Genomic DNA, 13,611 nt, shown 5'->3' with positions numbered 1-13,611 from the left:
AACGATTATCCAGATACCACTTGGCGTACTTTGCCAATCGTCCGCTTAGAGTGCGTTCTGTGAACGCGCGCGTAAAGGTCTCAGCCCGATTGGACGACCAGGAAATCGCCGAGGTGCTCGGCCTCGTGGAGGCGGCGACGCAGGCCGACGGCGTCCGCCCGCTCAATGAGCACGTCATGCTCCACCTGCGCTACGGCGGAGATCCGCAAGCCCGCTCGCTGCTGGTGCGGGACGGCGCCGACATCGCCGGGTACGCGCACGTCGACCCCACCGACGAGGTCGAGGGCCCGAGCGTCGAGCTCGTCGTCCACCCCGAGCGCCGCAGACGCGGCCACGGCACCCGCCTGCTGCGCGAGGTCATGGACATGACCGGCGGACGGCCCCGCGTGTGGGCCCACGGCGACCACGAGGGTGCGGCGGCGCTCGCGGCCTCGTTCGGACTCGACCGGGTGCGTTCCCTGTGGCAGATGCGCCGCCCGCTCGAAGAGCCCCTGCCGGCCCACACCCTGCCGGAAGGGGTCGAGCTGCGGACGTTCGTGCCGGGCCAGGACGAGGAGCAGTGGCTCAAGGTCAACGCCGCGGCGTTCGCCCACCACCCCGAGCAGGGCGCCTGGACGGTCGACGACCTGCTGCGGCGCGAGAGCGAACCCTGGTTCGACCCCGAGGGCTTCTTCCTGGCCTTCCGCGGCGACCGGCTGGCCGGCTTCCACTGGACCAAGATCCACGGCTCGTCGGAGCACGGCCACGAGCCGCTCGGAGAGGTGTACGTCGTCGGCGTCGACCCGTCCCAGCAGGGCACCGGCCTCGGCCGCGCGCTCACGCTGGCGGGCCTCGCTCACCTGCGCGAGCGTGGCCTCGTCCACGCGATGCTCTACGTGGACGAGGCCAACGTCGCGGCCATCAGGCTGTACGAGTCGCTCGGCTTCACCCGATGGGACGTCGACGTGATGTACGCCCGCACCGGGTGACGGTCACTCCACGATCGCGTGCAGGATGAAGTACGAGATCGAGGCCACGAGGGCGGCGGCCGGGATGGTGAGGACCCACGCGGTCACGATGTTGCCGGCCACGCCCCACCGCACGGCGCTGAGCCGCTTGGTGGCGCCCACGCCCATGATGGCCGAGGTGATCGTGTGCGTGGTGGAGATGGGGGCGCCGAAGCCGATGGCCGCCCCGTACAGCACGCTCGCCGCGGCCGCCTCGGCGGCGAAGCCCTGCGGCGGGTCCAGGGCGATGATGCGCCGGCCCAGCGTTCGCATGATGCGCCAGCCGCCCGCGTACGTGCCGAGGGAGATGGCCGCGGCGGCGGCCACGATCACCCACTGCGGGATGGGGTCGGACGGGTCGGCCAAGCCGCCGACCACGAGAGCCAGGAAGATGACGCCCATCGTCTTCTGGGCGTCCTGGAGGCCGTGACCGAGCGCCATGGCCGCGGCCGAGACCGTCTGCGCGTACCGGAACCCGCGGTTGGTCTTTCCCGGCTGGCTGTTGCGGAAGATCCAATAGATTGCGATCATGATCAGTGCCGCGAGCGTGAACCCGATCAGCGGCGACAGGATCATCGGGATGACGACCTTCTCGATCACGCCGTCCCAGTGAACGACACTGGCCGACGCCAGCGCGGAGCCCACCAGGCCTCCGATGAGCGCGTGACTGGAGGAGGACGGCAGTCCGAAGTACCAGGTGATGAGGTTCCAGACGATCGCGCCGATCAGCGCGGCGGCGACGATCACCAGACCGTGTGAGCCCTTGGGGGCGTCGATGATGCCGCTGCCGACGGTCTGGGCCACCTGGGTGCCGAGATGGGCGCCGATGAAGTTCATGGCAGCCGCCATGAACAGCGCGGCTCTGGGGGTCAGGGCCCGGGTCGAGACGGAGGTCGCGATGGCGTTCGCCGCGTCGTGGAAGCCATTGGTGTAGTCGAAGACGAGCGCGACGACGACCACGCCGATGACCAGGGCGAGCGTGAGGTTCACGAGCCCTAGCTCTCCTTGACCGCGATTGACTCGACCGTGTTGGCGACGTGCTCGAAGGCGTCGGCCGCCTGCTCGAGAGCGTCGACGACCTCCTTCATCTTCATCACCGTGAGCGCGTCGTACTCGCCGCTGAACAGCTTGGCCAGCAGCCTGCGGTACACCTGGTCGGCCTGGTTCTCGAGGCGGTTGACCTCGATCCAGTACTCGTTGAGGTTCTTCATCGAGCGCAGCCGCGGCATGGCCTCGGCGGTCAGCTCGGCGGCCCGCTCCAGCACCTCGACCTGGCGGACGACGTCCTTCGGCAGGTGGTCGAGCTGGTAGAGGACGATGAGGTCGGAGGCGGCCTCCATGGCGTCCATCACGTCATCGAGGTTCGAGGCGAGACGGTAGATGTCCTCGCGGTCGAACGGGGTGATGAAGCTCTCGTTGAGCCGGTTCATGATGGCGTGAGTGCGTTCGTCGCCGGCGTGCTCGCAGGCGCGCATCTTCTCGGCCAGGGCTTCCCGGTCCGAGCCGTCACTGATGATCTCCACCAGCAGGCGGGATGCCGTGACCAAGTTGTTCGCCGAGTCGGCGAACAGGTCGTAGTAGCTGTCCTCACGTGGCGTGAGACGCAGGCGCACGTCGTTCTCCAGATGTGCGGGGATGGTCCGTGGAAGAGGGTATGGCCTACCAGGCGAAATGCGAACTTCACATCCCGTTCGCCTAATGGCTACCCGACGTATGTTGTACGACACCGTGTACCTACGTACTTGTAGGGCTTTTCAGCAGTTTGAGCCCTTGGTCATCCTTCACGGCAGACGTGTCGGGCGGCGCGATCGAGACATGATTGCGGGGACGTTCCCCAACTGTTCACCTGATGTTCATCTCCGTCAGACCTTCGTCCGATGGAAGTTCCGGAACGACCGCGACGGGGTCGGACCCCGCTGATTCTGGTAGCGCGAGCCGTACTTGCTGGACCCGTACGGCGACTCGGCGGGCGAACTGAGCCGGAACACGCACAACTGCCCGATCTTCATCCCCGGCCACAGCTTGATCGGCAACGTCGCCACGTTCGACAGCTCCAGCGTCACGTGCCCGCTGAACCCCGGATCGATGAACCCCGCCGTCGAATGCGTCAGCAGCCCCAGCCGGCCGAGCGAACTCTTGCCCTCCAGCCGCGAAGCCAGGTCGTCGGGCAGCGAGACGACCTCGTACGTGGAGGCCAGCACGAACTCGCCCGGGTGCAGGATGAACGGCTCGTCACCCCTGGGCTCGACCAACCGCGTCAGATCCGGCTGCTCCTCGGCGGGGTCGATGTGCGGGTAGCGATGGTTCTCGAACACCCGGAAGAACCGGTCGAGCCGTACGTCGATGCTGGACGGCTGGATCATCTCGAGATCAAAAGGATCAAGCGCGAGCCGTCCGGCCTCGATCTCGGCCAGGATGTCACGGTCAGATAGCAACACGGTGAGCAACTTACCGCCCGGCTCGAGATGGTGCGGGCTCGGGATTGCCGAAGCGGCCCAACTTTCCGCTACAGTAGTGGAGCGGCTGCGCCGCATGCGGGTGTAGTTCAATGGCAGAACATCAGCTTCCCAAGCTGACAGCGCGGGTTCGATTCCCGTCACCCGCTCCAATCCTTTCCCTGGGCCTCACTGCATGGCCTTCCACTTGGGGCGCTTCGCGCACGAGTGTTCCAGCCTGTGCCTCCCAGGGGGCTCCGCCCCCTTCGACCCCCTGAAAACCCCGCCCAATGCCTGGTTACACGGTGAGCTGGCTGATGCCCGCCCCGAGCGAGCCTCGCTGATCGCTCGAAATGTCCCTTCCGGGCCTTTGGATCGGGTCGTAGCAAGATTGCCGCCCTCAGCGCTGATCTGACTGGTTGAAGAAGAGCGGCCGATGCAAGATCGATGCCGACGTTATGTCGGGGTGACAACTCTTGGATGCCGCCGCACTCGTCGTTGCCCACAGAACAGAGCCGGAGTCGTTGACCTCTATGGCACGTCATCTCATACGGTTACCGTGTCCCTGCGGAGACCTGCGATATGCAAAGCATGGCATATAGACTGGGTGCATGAGGCAAGAGCTGTACGACATCGAGCTGGAGCCAGCGGTGGAGGCTTGGCTGGACACTCTGTCCGACCGGGACCACGCCGCTGTCGAGGCCGCCGTCGAACGGCTCGCTGAGTTCGGCGACCGAATGCCGTACGGTCATGCTCGAGACTTGGGGGACGGATTGTGGGAGTTGCGCTTCGACATCTCACGTCACTCCGTGCGCCTCACCTATTGGCTCGCTGAGGGGCGCCGGGCGGTCTTGCTGACTGCCTTCTACAAGACGCGAGACAGGCAGCCGCGGGATGTGGAGCGCGCCCGCAAGGTGATGGCTGAGTGTATGGCCGGCGGCTTGGAGCACGGTGCCGCGCATCGGCTCTATGAGGGAAGGGGCTGAAGGGAATGGCCGGGCACAGCAAGTGGAAGACGATCAAGGCCAGGCGGCTTGCTGGTGAGGCGGTAAGCCCTGAGTATGCCGCGATGGTGGAGGAGGCACGCCTGGGGCAGGAACTTGGCGCGGCTGTCTACCGTCGTCGAATTGAGCTGGGCCTGTCGCAGGTGGAGCTGGCCGAGCGGGCGGGCATGACGCAGCCGCAAGTCTCCCGCTTGGAGGGTGGGGCGCACATGCCGACGATTCCACTGATGGTGCGGTTGGCAGCGGCGTTGGAAATCGATGTGGTGATGCATGGTGACGTCTCCGTGCCAGTGGAATTTCGGGCCATCACCGCCGCGTAAGCGAGGAGGTGCTGCGGCACCGAGCCAGGCGGGCGACGCAACCGCGCGTCGCGCAGGAAACACCAGCTCACGGGTTGATCGTCGTGCCATTAGCGTGCCATCAAGGCGGTGACGAGGGGTCGACCACGGTCGCTCACGATCGGCCTCAGCTCCAGGTCGACGCGTCTACGAGCCAAGATCCCTGCAATTCCCAAGCTGACAGCGCGGGTTCGATTGCCGTCACCCGCGCCACGTACGAAAAGCCAGGTCAGGGGTGGATTCCCGACCTGGCCTTGATCGTTTATCACGCGCTTGTCGATCTTCCGTGCCCGTTACGTGCCCGATCTCTCGGGGTCTTGGTTCTTCATGGCCTCCTCAGCCAGCTTGCCGAGGTCGTCGGCGATGGCCCGGTCGCGCTCGATCGCGGTGTGCTGATAGATCAACGCGGCTCGGGTGGACGAGTGCCCCATGCGGGTCATCAGGTTCCGGAGAGTAGCGCCGGATTGTGCGGCGAGGGTGTTTCCGGTGTGACGGAGATCATGGAAGTGAAAGCCGCTGAGCTTCGCTTTCTTGAGCGCCGCCGTCCAGACGCGGGTGAAATTCGCGCGCCGGAGCTTGGCGCCCTTGGGGCCGATGAAGACGTGTCCGTGCTCGCCGTTCTCTGCGTACGTCTCCACGTGCGCTTTGAGATCGGGCAGAAGCGTGGCAGGGATGCTGACGAGGCGCTTGCCCGCCTCGGACTTGGGCGGGCCGAGCCGTCCCTGAGCTCGGTCGTGGATCCGACGACGCGGATCCACGACTCCAGGTCCACGTTCTTCCGTTGCAGTGCCGCCAGTTCGCCCCATCGCAGGCTCGCGAACGTGGCCAGCAGGATCAGTATCCGGAACCGCGGCTCGATGGCGTCGGCGAGAGTGAAGACCTGCTTCATGGTCAGGACGGGCCGTTCGGGTGAGTCCTCCTTGCCCGCGTTCTTGATGGTGCAGGAATTGGACTTGATCAGCCCGTCCTCCACCGCCGTGGCGAAGATCGCCTTCAGCAGGCGGTACGCCTTGGCCATGGTGACCGCGCCGATGCCGCTGTCCAGACGTTCCTTGCGCCACTTACGGATGTGAGCCACCTTGACCTCGCTCACGGCGTAGTGGCCGAGACCCGGAACGAGGTGGAGGCGGTACAGGCCCTCATAGAGCTGTACCGTCTTGGGACGCAGGCCCGGACGCTCATCGATCCAGGCGGCGCCGTATTCCTTGAGGCTCACCTTGCCGAGGTCCGGGTTCAGCCAGTTGCCGGCCAGCAGCTCGGCCTCTTTCTTGGTCAGCCAAATGTCCGCCTCCTTCTTGGTCGGGAAGGTGTTCGGCGCGGCCCGGTCCGTGCCGTCAGGGCCCGGATGCTCCGTGCCGCGTGCGCCTTCATGGAGGGTGACGAGTGTCTACGGGCACATGCCTTGTCCGCCGAGGCATACCACGTCACGGCCTCCATCCTGCTCAAGCAGGAAGACAAGGGCCTCGCCTGGCTGGCAGCCGATCGCAGCGTCCAGGCAGCACACGCCAGCCAGAGCCCACTCATGATCGGCTCAAGCTCCCGCATCATCACCCACGCCCTGATGGACGGCGGTCACCACTACGCAGCCACGGGCGCGGCCCGCAGCGCAGCCGAACGCATGGCAGCCGACCTCACCGAGCCCACCCCCGATGATCTTCTCGATCTACGGATCTCTGCTGCTTTGGGAGCCATCGCAGCCGCCGACACAGGTAGCCGTCACAGCACTGCCGAACTTTTGGACGAGGCAGCCGAGGCAGGTAGGCGGCTCGGCCAGGACGCCAACCACATGTGGACCGCGTTCGGCCCCAACAACGTTCTGTGCCACCGAGTCAACGTCGCCCTGCGGTTCGGCGACGCGGGCACCGCCATCGACTACGCCCGCCAAGTCGACCTGGAGCAGTTGCCCATCAACGAACGCAAGGCCACCCTGCTCCTCGACACCTCCCGCGCCTTCCTCATGTGGAACCGACACGACAAGGCCCTTCACGTTCTGCGCGCCGCAGGCGAGATCGCCCCAGAAGAAATCGCCGGCCGCCCCGCGGCCCTCCGGCTGGTACGTGACATCCTGGCAACAGCCCCGATCAGCGTCCGCCGCGAAGCCCGCGACTACGCGGCAACCCTGGGAGTCATCGCGTGACCCAACCCGGCGAAGTCCTGTACATCATCGTCTGCGCCGCAGGACCGGCCCCCGATGTCGGGCGCCTCGTCACCCTCGCCCAAGACGCCGGCTGGACCGTACAGATCATCGCCACCCCGTCAGCACTCGACTTCATCGACATTGCCGAACTGGAGAAGCAGACCGGTCGCCCCGTCCGCAGCCAGTACCGCAAACCGCACGAGCCCAGATCACCCCGTGCCGACGCCATCATCGTCGCCCCGGCCACGTACAACACGATCAACAAGTTCGCCCAAGGCATCACCGACACCTACGCACTCGGCGTCCTCTCCGAAGCCCCAGGACTCGGCATCCCCGTCGTCATCCTGCCGTTCGTCAACACCGCCCTGGCTGCACGTGCCCCCTTTCAACGCAGCATCGACCAGCTTCGCGCCGAAGGCGTACGCGTCCTGCTTGGCCCCGGCCAGTTCGAGCCACACCCGCCAAGCTCCGGAGCAGAACGCATCGAGAACTACCCGTGGTCGCTGACCTTGGAGAACTTGCCGAATTAATCTCTTATGGATCAAGCGGCGGCGCGGCGCGCCGCCGTACCTCCGGCCCTCTGCCCGCCCGCCGTCCGGGCGTGCGGTCTGGGGGCCGGTCCCGGACGGCGGCGGGACACCGGGCCGGGCACCGCACGCCGGCCCCGCCGTACCAACCGAACGCACCGACCAGGGTTGCCGCGCCGCCGCACGGATGCCGCCCTACGATCGCCACTGCATGGCTGGACGCCGTCCGTGCTTGGGGCGATCGACGATCCAGGGTTCGTTCCTCACCCTGGCTCACCGGGGAACGTGGTTGACCACCCCTGCCTTGTACCGCCTGGAACGGAGCCTTTGGCTGGGGCGCTCAGGTTCCGGGATTGTCACGCAGGTTCGAGGTGGTCGGCGAGGCAGCGGAGCGTGATCGCGAACTTGCCGCGTATCCGGGGAAGGACAGGCTGGCGCGAGCGCTGCGGGATCATGCGTAGCCGTGCGGCCTCGGCTCGCTGCTCAGCCAGGTCCGCACGAACGAGCTCTTCATACATGTGATGCATGGAAGGCTCCTCAGGGGTCCTGGGGGAATGCGTGGTAGAAGAGGAAGACCGGGCGGGTGTCCGCCGGAGTCTCGCTCGATTCGACGCGCGACCTGGTCAGCTCGCGCCACGGCTCCAGCACGGCATTGAGCTGGTCACGGAGCTGCGCGAGCTCGTCGCTGGTGAGCCGTAGGTGGCGGCTGCTTCCGAAGGCCACGTTCTGCCAGTCCTCGGGAAACGTCCTATGAGTGCGTTCCCAGTCGCGCAGCCGCTCGAACTGGTCGATCACCCACTGTGAAGTCCACGCCCGCACCACGGCTCTTTCTTCCGGGGTTTCCAGGCCCGTCACTGCCAACCCGCCCATGGCCGCCCGCACCCAGCGTTCCCGGCTGTCGCGAGCGAGCTCCGGCACATCCTCGATCAAGTCATGTTCCTGCATCTGCCGCAGGTGATAGCTGACCTGGCCGGGGTCGGCATCCATCCGTCTGGCGAGCTCGCTCACCGTGACCGGGCCGATCTGGAAGAGGAGGTTGTAGAGCTTCATCCGAAACGGGCTGGTCATGACCTTGAGCACGTCCGGGTCATCAATCTGTCGCATGGCCACGACGGTAGGACCAGCGGGTGAGATGCTCAAGACGTCTACTGGATCTTGAAATTACGCGTCGGTGGCGTCGAGTGGTGGCATGAAGGGATGATCGTGCCTGCCGCTGCCTCGCGGGATATACGCGGGATGATCTTCTCCGGTCGCGGGCAAGCGAGAGTCGTACCCGAAGGTCGGGGACCTGATGCAGTTAGGAACCTCGACCCGCTGTAAAACCGTCGGCTCAGCCTACGCAAGCTCGAACCTGCATCTCAGGCGTCGCGGCCGTATGGCGCTGGTCACGGGTGCGCGCGGTACTGCAACAAACCTATAGTGGCGGAGCTTCACACCCTACGTACCGAGGTCTTCACGTGGCCGACCTGATCGGAATGCTGTATCAGACCATCCCTCTAACGCTGGGCGGAGTCGCCTTCGTGGCCTTGTTCTTGGCGTTTCGGCGCACGCAGCGGCGCTCCCACTATCTCTTGTGGCCAGCAACCGCCTGGTTCCTGGCTGCGTTGGACGAGTGGTACATGAGTACCTACCAGCCAGAGATGAACATTCGAATCGACGCACTACCGTGCCCGGCGCTGATGGTTATCACCACATTGACCTGCGTTCCGATGGCCTTCCTTCGTCGGCAGGCGTAGTCAAATCGCAGCGAGCGCTTCCCAAGTCGACCGAAGAGCACACAGGTCAGCCGCGTGATCGTCGTGCAATTATCGTGCAATTAGCCAGGGGAACGAGGGGTCAATCACGGTCACTCGCGACCGGGTTTCCGCCCAGTTCAGAGCCCTCACGTGCCGCGATCCGTGCAGTTCCCAAGCTGACAGCGCGGGTTCGATTCCCGTCACCCGCTCTCAGTGCGAAAAGCCAGGTCAGTGATGGGTTCCCGATCTGGCTTTCGATCAATCCTCTCAACAGTTGCTACCCGCTCGGATCAATCGGATCTACATCAGTATCACCCGGTCAGCGTCGATATCGAACCCGAGATCCGGATGGTCGGGAGATCCCTCCGCACTCATCAACACGGACCTCCCGACACGCCGTCCGAGCAGGCAGAAGAAGTCCACGAGGACGTCCAACCGCTCCTGCCCCTGCAACTCTCTGAGATCGACGTCGAAGTCGATCGACTCGGTTTGATACATGCGTTGATCGTCGTGCCGTTACGTGCCATTAGACGTCGTCTCATTTGGCGAGTCGGCGGTAGCAAATGAGAGCTGCGGCGATCGCGACGAAGGAACCGAAGTGGTCGGATCGGCGTTCGTAGCGGCGGTGTAATCGGCGGGTGCCGGCCAGCCATGAGAACGTCCGCTCGACCACCCAGCGGTGACGGCCCAGGCGCTGGCTGGACTCGATTCCACGACGGGCGATACTGGGCACGATGCCGCGGCTGCGGAGGAAGGCCCGCAGGTGCGGATAGTCGTAGCCCTTGTCGCCGTGAAGCTTGCCGGGCCGGCGGCGGCGTGGCCCGCGACGGGAACGGATCGGCGGGATGCCGTGTACGAGTGGCTCCAGGGCCTTGCTGTCATGGGTGTTGGCCGCGCTGATCGCGACAGAGATGGGCAAGCCAGTTCGCTCGGTGATGATATGGATCTTCGAGCCTTTCTTGCCGCGGTCGACAGGATTCGGACCTGTCAGGTCCCCCCTTTGGCGGCCCGGACGCTGACGGAGTCGATCGCGCACCGTGACCAGTCCAGTTCTCCACGGGCTCCGAGTTCGTCCAGCATGATCCGGTACAGCTTGGCCCACACCCGGGCGGCGCTCCACTCGGCGAAGCGGCGGTGCACGGTCTGCCAGGAGGCCCCGAAGATGGGCGGGAGCTGCCGCCAGGTGCAGCCTGTGGTGGCCACGAATACGATGGCCGCCAGGATCAGGCGGTCATCAGCCCGTCGCCGGCCACCACCCTGCGGACGGGTCGGCGAGGCCGGCACCACGCGTTGGAACAGCTCCCACAACTCGTCAGGGACCAGCCGGTCTGCGAACGTCGTCACGCCTGGTCTAACGAGCGATCACCAAATAAGACACGGTCTTAGCCAGGGTGACAAGAGGTTCCTCAGCGACACAGTGACTCCACCGTCTCGTCGAAGTTCGGGAACTCCTGCCGCGCGGTGTCTATCACCTCGGCCGCGGACTGGCGTGCTGACGGTGCCCAGCGTTCCGCGATCTGTGTCAGTCGCGCGTCAGCGCGCGGCTCATGTTCATGTCTCGGGTACATCATCGCTTCGAACGGACCGAATCCGGCCGCAATCAGCCATAGGTAGCCGTCCAGGTTGCGGGCTACGAGCCCAGTCCTGCCCTCAGAGTCGAGGAACACCACCGGCTGATGCGTGAGCGGCTCACCGCTGCGGACGAGCCAGAACGCCGCCATACCGCCAGTACCGTCCTGCCCGAACACCCGAAACTCGGCTCCATCGAGAGAGGGGTTTCCCGTCCAGGCCCGCCACCACTGCGCGGTCTCGGCTGCGGTCAGGAACCGCGGGTATGGCTCAAAGTCCACGCCGGCACCGTCTCTGTAATCGAAGCCCACTTCATGCGCCTCAATCAGCGCGGCGGGCATTGTGAAGTCAGCACCGGTCACCGCCGCAGTCTAGGGTGCGGCTCAGAGGCAGATAAGGCAGCGGCGAGTGCGGATTAGAAGGTGCATGCCCGTTGCGTGCCCGTTCCTGCAGCGATCAGCAGGGAGTCACGGAGACTCGCGGTCACTCGACAGACGTATGCCCAGGTCAGCGTTTCCCCTGTTCAGAGGCCATGATCTTGAAAGGCTTCCCAAGCTGACAGCGCGGGTTCGATTCCCGTCACCCGCTCTCATCGTGAAAGCCCAGGTAGACCGGTGGATTCGGTACCTGGGCTTCGATCTTTTCCAGGGCTGTTGATCTCTGCGTGCCATCAGGGCTGGCGATCAGCCGGTGGGGACCAGCAGGCCAGGTGGGCCGTCGTCGCCCTCGTCGCGTGCCCGTTCGTGCCCGACGAGGTGCTTGTCGATGGCTCCAGTGATCAGCTTGTCGGCTCCCCGGACAGCGTGCCGATCAAGCGGCGGCGCGGCGCGCCGCCGTACCCCCGGCCCTCCGCCCGCCCGTCGTCCGGGCATGCGGTCTGGGGGCCGGTCACGGACGGCGGCGGCACACCGGGGGGGTCGCCCCCGCCGCACCGACCGAACGCGCCGAGCGCGGTTGCCACGCCGCCTCGTGGCATCTTCCGCGACAATCAGCACCGTGATCGATCATTACCGCAGTCTCTTCGACCGGCACCAGTGGTTAGAGGGCGCGCTCTGCTGGACCGTCGTGCAGCCTCTCAATGAAGAGATCACGGTGGACGACCTCCTGCGACGGCTGAACGGAGGCCGCGATCCCCAACAACGCACCATGGAATATCCCACAGAGGAGGCGTATAGGGAGGACCAGCCGGTGCTCTTCGCCTTCGAGGGCGAGGGCACCCACGGCTTCCTGGAGTTCAGCTACGGCTACGCCACACCCGATCGCATACTCGTCGAACTCAGCAGGACATCACGGGTATGGATGACGACCTGGCACACCTTCGGGGGATACATGATCCTCTACGCAGCCGACGGCGAGATCAAGGCGCGGATGGGCTCCTTCATCTTCGCCGAGCACCGCATCCAGCAGGGCGACCCCAACATCCTGGCCGATTTCCTGCCCTTGCTCGACAGCCTCGGCGCGGAGGACTACCGCGGCAAGCTCAGCGCGGCATTCGCTTTCATCGAGGCATCCACCGGCATGCGCCTTGAAAGCGAATGGCTGGATGTAGAAGAGGCACCGGTTATCGTGCTCGACAACTGGGATGAGGAGTGAACGCAGTGCATGCCTCCGGCGGGGGCGCTCCGGCTCCGGGATGATCGCCGCGTTCACTGTCTGGGCCGTAGGTGGCGGAGGTGGAAGCCTGATCATCCCGCCCACCATCGACAGCCAAGGTCGTTCCTCCAGTTGGGGGCTCCACCTTGTCCCCGTGGCCCTGGCCCGCTTCCCCTTCGGGCGGGTCGACACGGCAGACGGGGTGATCAGGCGGGCGGGGTGCGTGTAGTCAACGCTCGAAATCACTTCGCAGGTAGCCATGGAAGAGCGAGAAGGAGCTGTACCTTGATCGTTCTTCCTGGTCGAGGAACAGGTAGTCAGCGAGCACATGGCCGGAAAAGTGGTCGTTTCCGAGACGGAAGATCACGTCATCCGGATCGCCCCCGTTCGTGCGCTCGATGTCCACCACGAGCCCGTCCGTCATCGTTACGGGAAGGTTGATCTGGCGCACTCCCCGGAACAGCAACTCAATGTGCGGCGTATCCGGCTCGAACTCCGTCCGTAGAACGAGCCCGCTATGTGAGGGCACGTAGCTCCAGATCCGAAAACGGCGGTTCGGGAAACGCAGGGGGAAGGAGAGCCGGCCAGGGAAGCGATCATGACTCACGAAGCAAGCGCACCACGGCCGGGAGCGCCGAAGCAAGCCGTCAACGCGTGATCGTCATGCCGTTAGCGTGAAGCCATAGTCCAGCGGGTAGATGAACCTCGGCGCCTTCGGATGCGACGTGCCCGCGGGACGGTCGATCACGATCGTGGCGTCACCCACCAAGGAATCGGCCTGCTCCCACAAGGAAAGCCGCGCCCATGCGTCGAAGTCCGGCATGGGCAGAATCTAGCCTCCGGCGGGGGGCGGTTCCGAGCGGTGGTGGGACACCGGACCGGGCGCCGCACGCCGACCTCACCGTACTGACCGAACGCTCCGCCTGAGGTTGCCGCGCCGCCGGACTGATACAGCCCTGACGATCGCCGCGGCTTCGTCCCCCTAGGGCGTGTCTGATAATTCGGCGTGCCGGAGCCAGAGCATGAGCGAGGCGATGGTGACACCCGCCAGATAGCGGCTGGCCAGCTTGTCGAAGCGGGTGGCGATAGCACGCCATTGTTTGAGCTTGCCGATGCAGCGCTCGACCACGTTGCGCTGCTTGTAGGTGAGCGCGTCGAAGGCGTGGGGGCGGCCTCCGCGGCTGCCTTTGCGCTTGCGGTTGGCGATCTGGTCCCGTCGTTCGGGGATGACCGCCTTGATCCCGCGCCGGCGCAGGTCGAGCCGGATCTTGCGGCTGGAGTAGCCC

21 protein-coding genes, 1 tRNA gene and 2 pseudogenes are annotated in these 13,611 nt (G+C 65.4%); 9 read left to right on the top strand and 15 right to left on the bottom strand.

What is annotated here, in order from left to right; genetic code table 11:
• Positions 1–59 precede the first annotated feature (59 nt).
• Positions 60–968, top strand: coding sequence for a mycothiol synthase (gene mshD / locus BLR04_RS26560; protein ID WP_090770243.1), 909 nt, complete (start codon positions 60–62; stop codon positions 966–968).
• 3 nt (positions 969–971) lie between these two features.
• Here the strand turns inward: mshD and BLR04_RS26555 are convergent, their stop codons facing one another.
• From BLR04_RS26555 to dcd, 3 genes are all read right to left on the bottom strand, one after another.
• Entirely contained in the window at positions 972–1,976 is a 1,005-nt protein-coding gene (locus BLR04_RS26555; RefSeq protein ID WP_090770241.1) for an inorganic phosphate transporter, read from the bottom strand.
• Between the two features lie 5 nt (positions 1,977–1,981).
• Complete coding sequence (locus tag BLR04_RS26550; RefSeq protein WP_090770239.1) at positions 1,982–2,599, bottom strand: DUF47 domain-containing protein; 618 nt, start codon at positions 2,597–2,599, stop codon at positions 1,982–1,984.
• A gap of 249 nt (positions 2,600–2,848) precedes the next feature.
• Positions 2,849–3,424 carry a dCTP deaminase gene (gene dcd / locus BLR04_RS26545; protein WP_176903296.1) on the bottom strand — a complete coding sequence of 192 codons (576 nt, stop codon included), beginning with the start codon at positions 3,422–3,424 and terminating at the stop codon, positions 2,849–2,851.
• 96 nt (positions 3,425–3,520) lie between these two features.
• Between dcd and BLR04_RS26540 the strand changes: the two genes are divergently transcribed.
• The 3 genes from BLR04_RS26540 (at position 3,521) to BLR04_RS26530 (ending at position 4,745) form a co-directional block, all read left to right on the top strand.
• Positions 3,521–3,594 (top strand) — tRNA-Gly (locus BLR04_RS26540).
• Between the two features lie 438 nt (positions 3,595–4,032).
• The gene (locus tag BLR04_RS26535; RefSeq protein WP_218129173.1) at positions 4,033–4,407 is read left to right on the top strand and encodes a type II toxin-antitoxin system RelE/ParE family toxin; all 375 of its coding nucleotides are present in this window, start codon (positions 4,033–4,035) and stop codon (positions 4,405–4,407) included.
• Positions 4,408–4,412: 5 nt separating this feature from the next.
• Positions 4,413–4,745: a helix-turn-helix domain-containing protein gene (locus BLR04_RS26530; protein ID WP_090770235.1), complete on the top strand. Its 333-nt coding sequence runs from the start codon at positions 4,413–4,415 to the stop codon at positions 4,743–4,745.
• A 311-nt stretch (positions 4,746–5,056) separates the two neighbouring features.
• Here the strand turns inward: BLR04_RS26530 and BLR04_RS41945 are convergent, their stop codons facing one another.
• Positions 5,057–5,203, bottom strand: a complete 147-nt coding sequence (locus BLR04_RS41945) for a hypothetical protein (RefSeq protein ID WP_245740561.1) — start codon at positions 5,201–5,203, stop codon at positions 5,057–5,059.
• Between the two features lie 3 nt (positions 5,204–5,206).
• Positions 5,207–5,569: pseudogene (locus BLR04_RS42835) on the bottom strand (tyrosine-type recombinase/integrase); the annotation flags it as partial.
• A gap of 15 nt (positions 5,570–5,584) precedes the next feature.
• On the opposite strand from BLR04_RS42835, the gene BLR04_RS42985 reads away from it, so the two are divergent.
• A complete protein-coding gene (locus tag BLR04_RS42985; protein WP_143022214.1) occupies positions 5,585–5,836 on the top strand; it encodes a hypothetical protein in 252 nt (83 codons plus the stop codon).
• Positions 5,837–5,871: 35 nt separating this feature from the next.
• On the opposite strand, the pseudogene BLR04_RS42980 reads toward BLR04_RS42985, so the two are convergent.
• Positions 5,872–6,066, bottom strand: a pseudogene (locus tag BLR04_RS42980) (site-specific integrase); the annotation flags it as partial.
• Positions 6,067–6,132: 66 nt separating this feature from the next.
• Here BLR04_RS42980 and BLR04_RS40900 point away from each other — a divergent pair.
• Both BLR04_RS40900 and BLR04_RS26510 read left to right on the top strand, forming a co-directional pair.
• Positions 6,133–6,900: an XRE family transcriptional regulator gene (locus BLR04_RS40900; protein ID WP_176903295.1), complete on the top strand. Its 768-nt coding sequence runs from the start codon at positions 6,133–6,135 to the stop codon at positions 6,898–6,900.
• On the top strand, positions 6,897–7,430 hold the full coding sequence (locus tag BLR04_RS26510) for a flavoprotein (RefSeq protein WP_090770229.1): 534 nt from the start codon (positions 6,897–6,899) through the stop codon (positions 7,428–7,430). The genes BLR04_RS40900 and BLR04_RS26510 overlap by 4 nt, the downstream gene beginning before the upstream one ends.
• A gap of 353 nt (positions 7,431–7,783) precedes the next feature.
• Here BLR04_RS26510 and BLR04_RS40895 read toward each other — a convergent pair whose 3' ends face one another.
• The gene (locus BLR04_RS40895; protein ID WP_176903294.1) at positions 7,784–7,945 is read right to left on the bottom strand and encodes a hypothetical protein; all 162 of its coding nucleotides are present in this window, start codon (positions 7,943–7,945) and stop codon (positions 7,784–7,786) included.
• 19 nt (positions 7,946–7,964) lie between these two features.
• Positions 7,965–8,531 carry a winged helix-turn-helix domain-containing protein gene (locus BLR04_RS26505; RefSeq protein WP_143022213.1) on the bottom strand — a complete coding sequence of 189 codons (567 nt, stop codon included), beginning with the start codon at positions 8,529–8,531 and terminating at the stop codon, positions 7,965–7,967.
• Positions 8,532–8,884: 353 nt separating this feature from the next.
• On the opposite strand from BLR04_RS26505, the gene BLR04_RS26500 reads away from it, so the two are divergent.
• A complete protein-coding gene (locus BLR04_RS26500; RefSeq protein WP_090770225.1) occupies positions 8,885–9,163 on the top strand; it encodes a hypothetical protein in 279 nt (92 codons plus the stop codon).
• A gap of 300 nt (positions 9,164–9,463) precedes the next feature.
• Here the strand turns inward: BLR04_RS26500 and BLR04_RS26495 are convergent, their stop codons facing one another.
• From BLR04_RS26495 to BLR04_RS39925, 4 genes are all read right to left on the bottom strand, one after another.
• Positions 9,464–9,661, bottom strand: coding sequence for a hypothetical protein (locus BLR04_RS26495; RefSeq protein ID WP_090770223.1), 198 nt, complete (start codon positions 9,659–9,661; stop codon positions 9,464–9,466).
• Between the two features lie 40 nt (positions 9,662–9,701).
• Positions 9,702–10,507, bottom strand: a protein-coding gene (locus BLR04_RS26490) for an IS5 family transposase (RefSeq protein ID WP_245740557.1) whose coding sequence is annotated in 2 segments (ribosomal slippage) — positions 9,702–10,162 and positions 10,162–10,507 — 807 coding nt in all. Because the reading frame shifts where the segments join, the coding sequence is not laid out codon by codon here.
• A 62-nt stretch (positions 10,508–10,569) separates the two neighbouring features.
• On the bottom strand, positions 10,570–11,094 hold the full coding sequence (locus tag BLR04_RS26485; protein WP_245740556.1) for an SMI1/KNR4 family protein: 525 nt from the start codon (positions 11,092–11,094) through the stop codon (positions 10,570–10,572).
• 321 nt (positions 11,095–11,415) lie between these two features.
• Complete coding sequence (locus tag BLR04_RS39925) at positions 11,416–11,604, bottom strand: hypothetical protein (protein ID WP_143022212.1); 189 nt, start codon at positions 11,602–11,604, stop codon at positions 11,416–11,418.
• Between the two features lie 124 nt (positions 11,605–11,728).
• On the opposite strand from BLR04_RS39925, the gene BLR04_RS26480 reads away from it, so the two are divergent.
• Positions 11,729–12,325 (top strand): hypothetical protein, encoded by a 597-nt coding sequence (locus tag BLR04_RS26480; protein ID WP_090770219.1) that lies wholly within the window; start codon positions 11,729–11,731, stop codon positions 12,323–12,325.
• A 229-nt stretch (positions 12,326–12,554) separates the two neighbouring features.
• Here the strand turns inward: BLR04_RS26480 and BLR04_RS26475 are convergent, their stop codons facing one another.
• From BLR04_RS26475 to BLR04_RS26465, 3 genes are all read right to left on the bottom strand, one after another.
• The gene (locus BLR04_RS26475) at positions 12,555–12,932 is read right to left on the bottom strand and encodes a hypothetical protein (protein WP_143022211.1); all 378 of its coding nucleotides are present in this window, start codon (positions 12,930–12,932) and stop codon (positions 12,555–12,557) included.
• A gap of 54 nt (positions 12,933–12,986) precedes the next feature.
• Positions 12,987–13,148: a hypothetical protein gene (locus tag BLR04_RS40890; RefSeq protein WP_176903293.1), complete on the bottom strand. Its 162-nt coding sequence runs from the start codon at positions 13,146–13,148 to the stop codon at positions 12,987–12,989.
• A gap of 159 nt (positions 13,149–13,307) precedes the next feature.
• On the bottom strand, positions 13,308–13,611 hold a 304-nt coding region (locus tag BLR04_RS26465; protein ID WP_143022210.1), incomplete at its 5' end, for a transposase.

It is taken from the genome of Nonomuraea maritima, from assembly GCF_900100395.1.
GTDB lineage: Bacteria > Actinomycetota > Actinomycetes > Streptosporangiales > Streptosporangiaceae > Nonomuraea > Nonomuraea maritima.
Note: the sequence above shows the minus strand (reverse complement) of the source record. Positions and strands in the feature narration are given on the sequence as shown.

Excerpts from the sequence above, each read along its gene's own strand:
- BLR04_RS26530 (WP_090770235.1), top strand. The coding sequence starts at position 4,413 with ATGGCCGGGCACAGCAAGTGGAAGACGATCAAGGCCAGGCGGCTTGCT.
- BLR04_RS40890 (WP_176903293.1), bottom strand. The coding sequence starts at position 13,148 with ATGCCGGACTTCGACGCATGGGCGCGGCTTTCCTTGTGGGAGCAGGCC.
- BLR04_RS41945 (WP_245740561.1), bottom strand. The coding sequence starts at position 5,203 with ATGACCCGCATGGGGCACTCGTCCACCCGAGCCGCGTTGATCTATCAG.
- BLR04_RS26505 (WP_143022213.1), bottom strand. The coding sequence starts at position 8,531 with ATGCGACAGATTGATGACCCGGACGTGCTCAAGGTCATGACCAGCCCG.
- BLR04_RS39925 (WP_143022212.1), bottom strand. The coding sequence starts at position 11,604 with ATGCCCGGACGACGGGCGGGCGGAGGGCCGGGGGTACGGCGGCGCGCC.
- BLR04_RS26495 (WP_090770223.1), bottom strand. The coding sequence starts at position 9,661 with ATGTATCAAACCGAGTCGATCGACTTCGACGTCGATCTCAGAGAGTTG.
- BLR04_RS26535 (WP_218129173.1), top strand. The coding sequence starts at position 4,033 with ATGAGGCAAGAGCTGTACGACATCGAGCTGGAGCCAGCGGTGGAGGCT.
- BLR04_RS40900 (WP_176903295.1), top strand. The coding sequence starts at position 6,133 with ATGGAGGGTGACGAGTGTCTACGGGCACATGCCTTGTCCGCCGAGGCA.
- BLR04_RS40895 (WP_176903294.1), bottom strand. The coding sequence starts at position 7,945 with ATGTATGAAGAGCTCGTTCGTGCGGACCTGGCTGAGCAGCGAGCCGAG.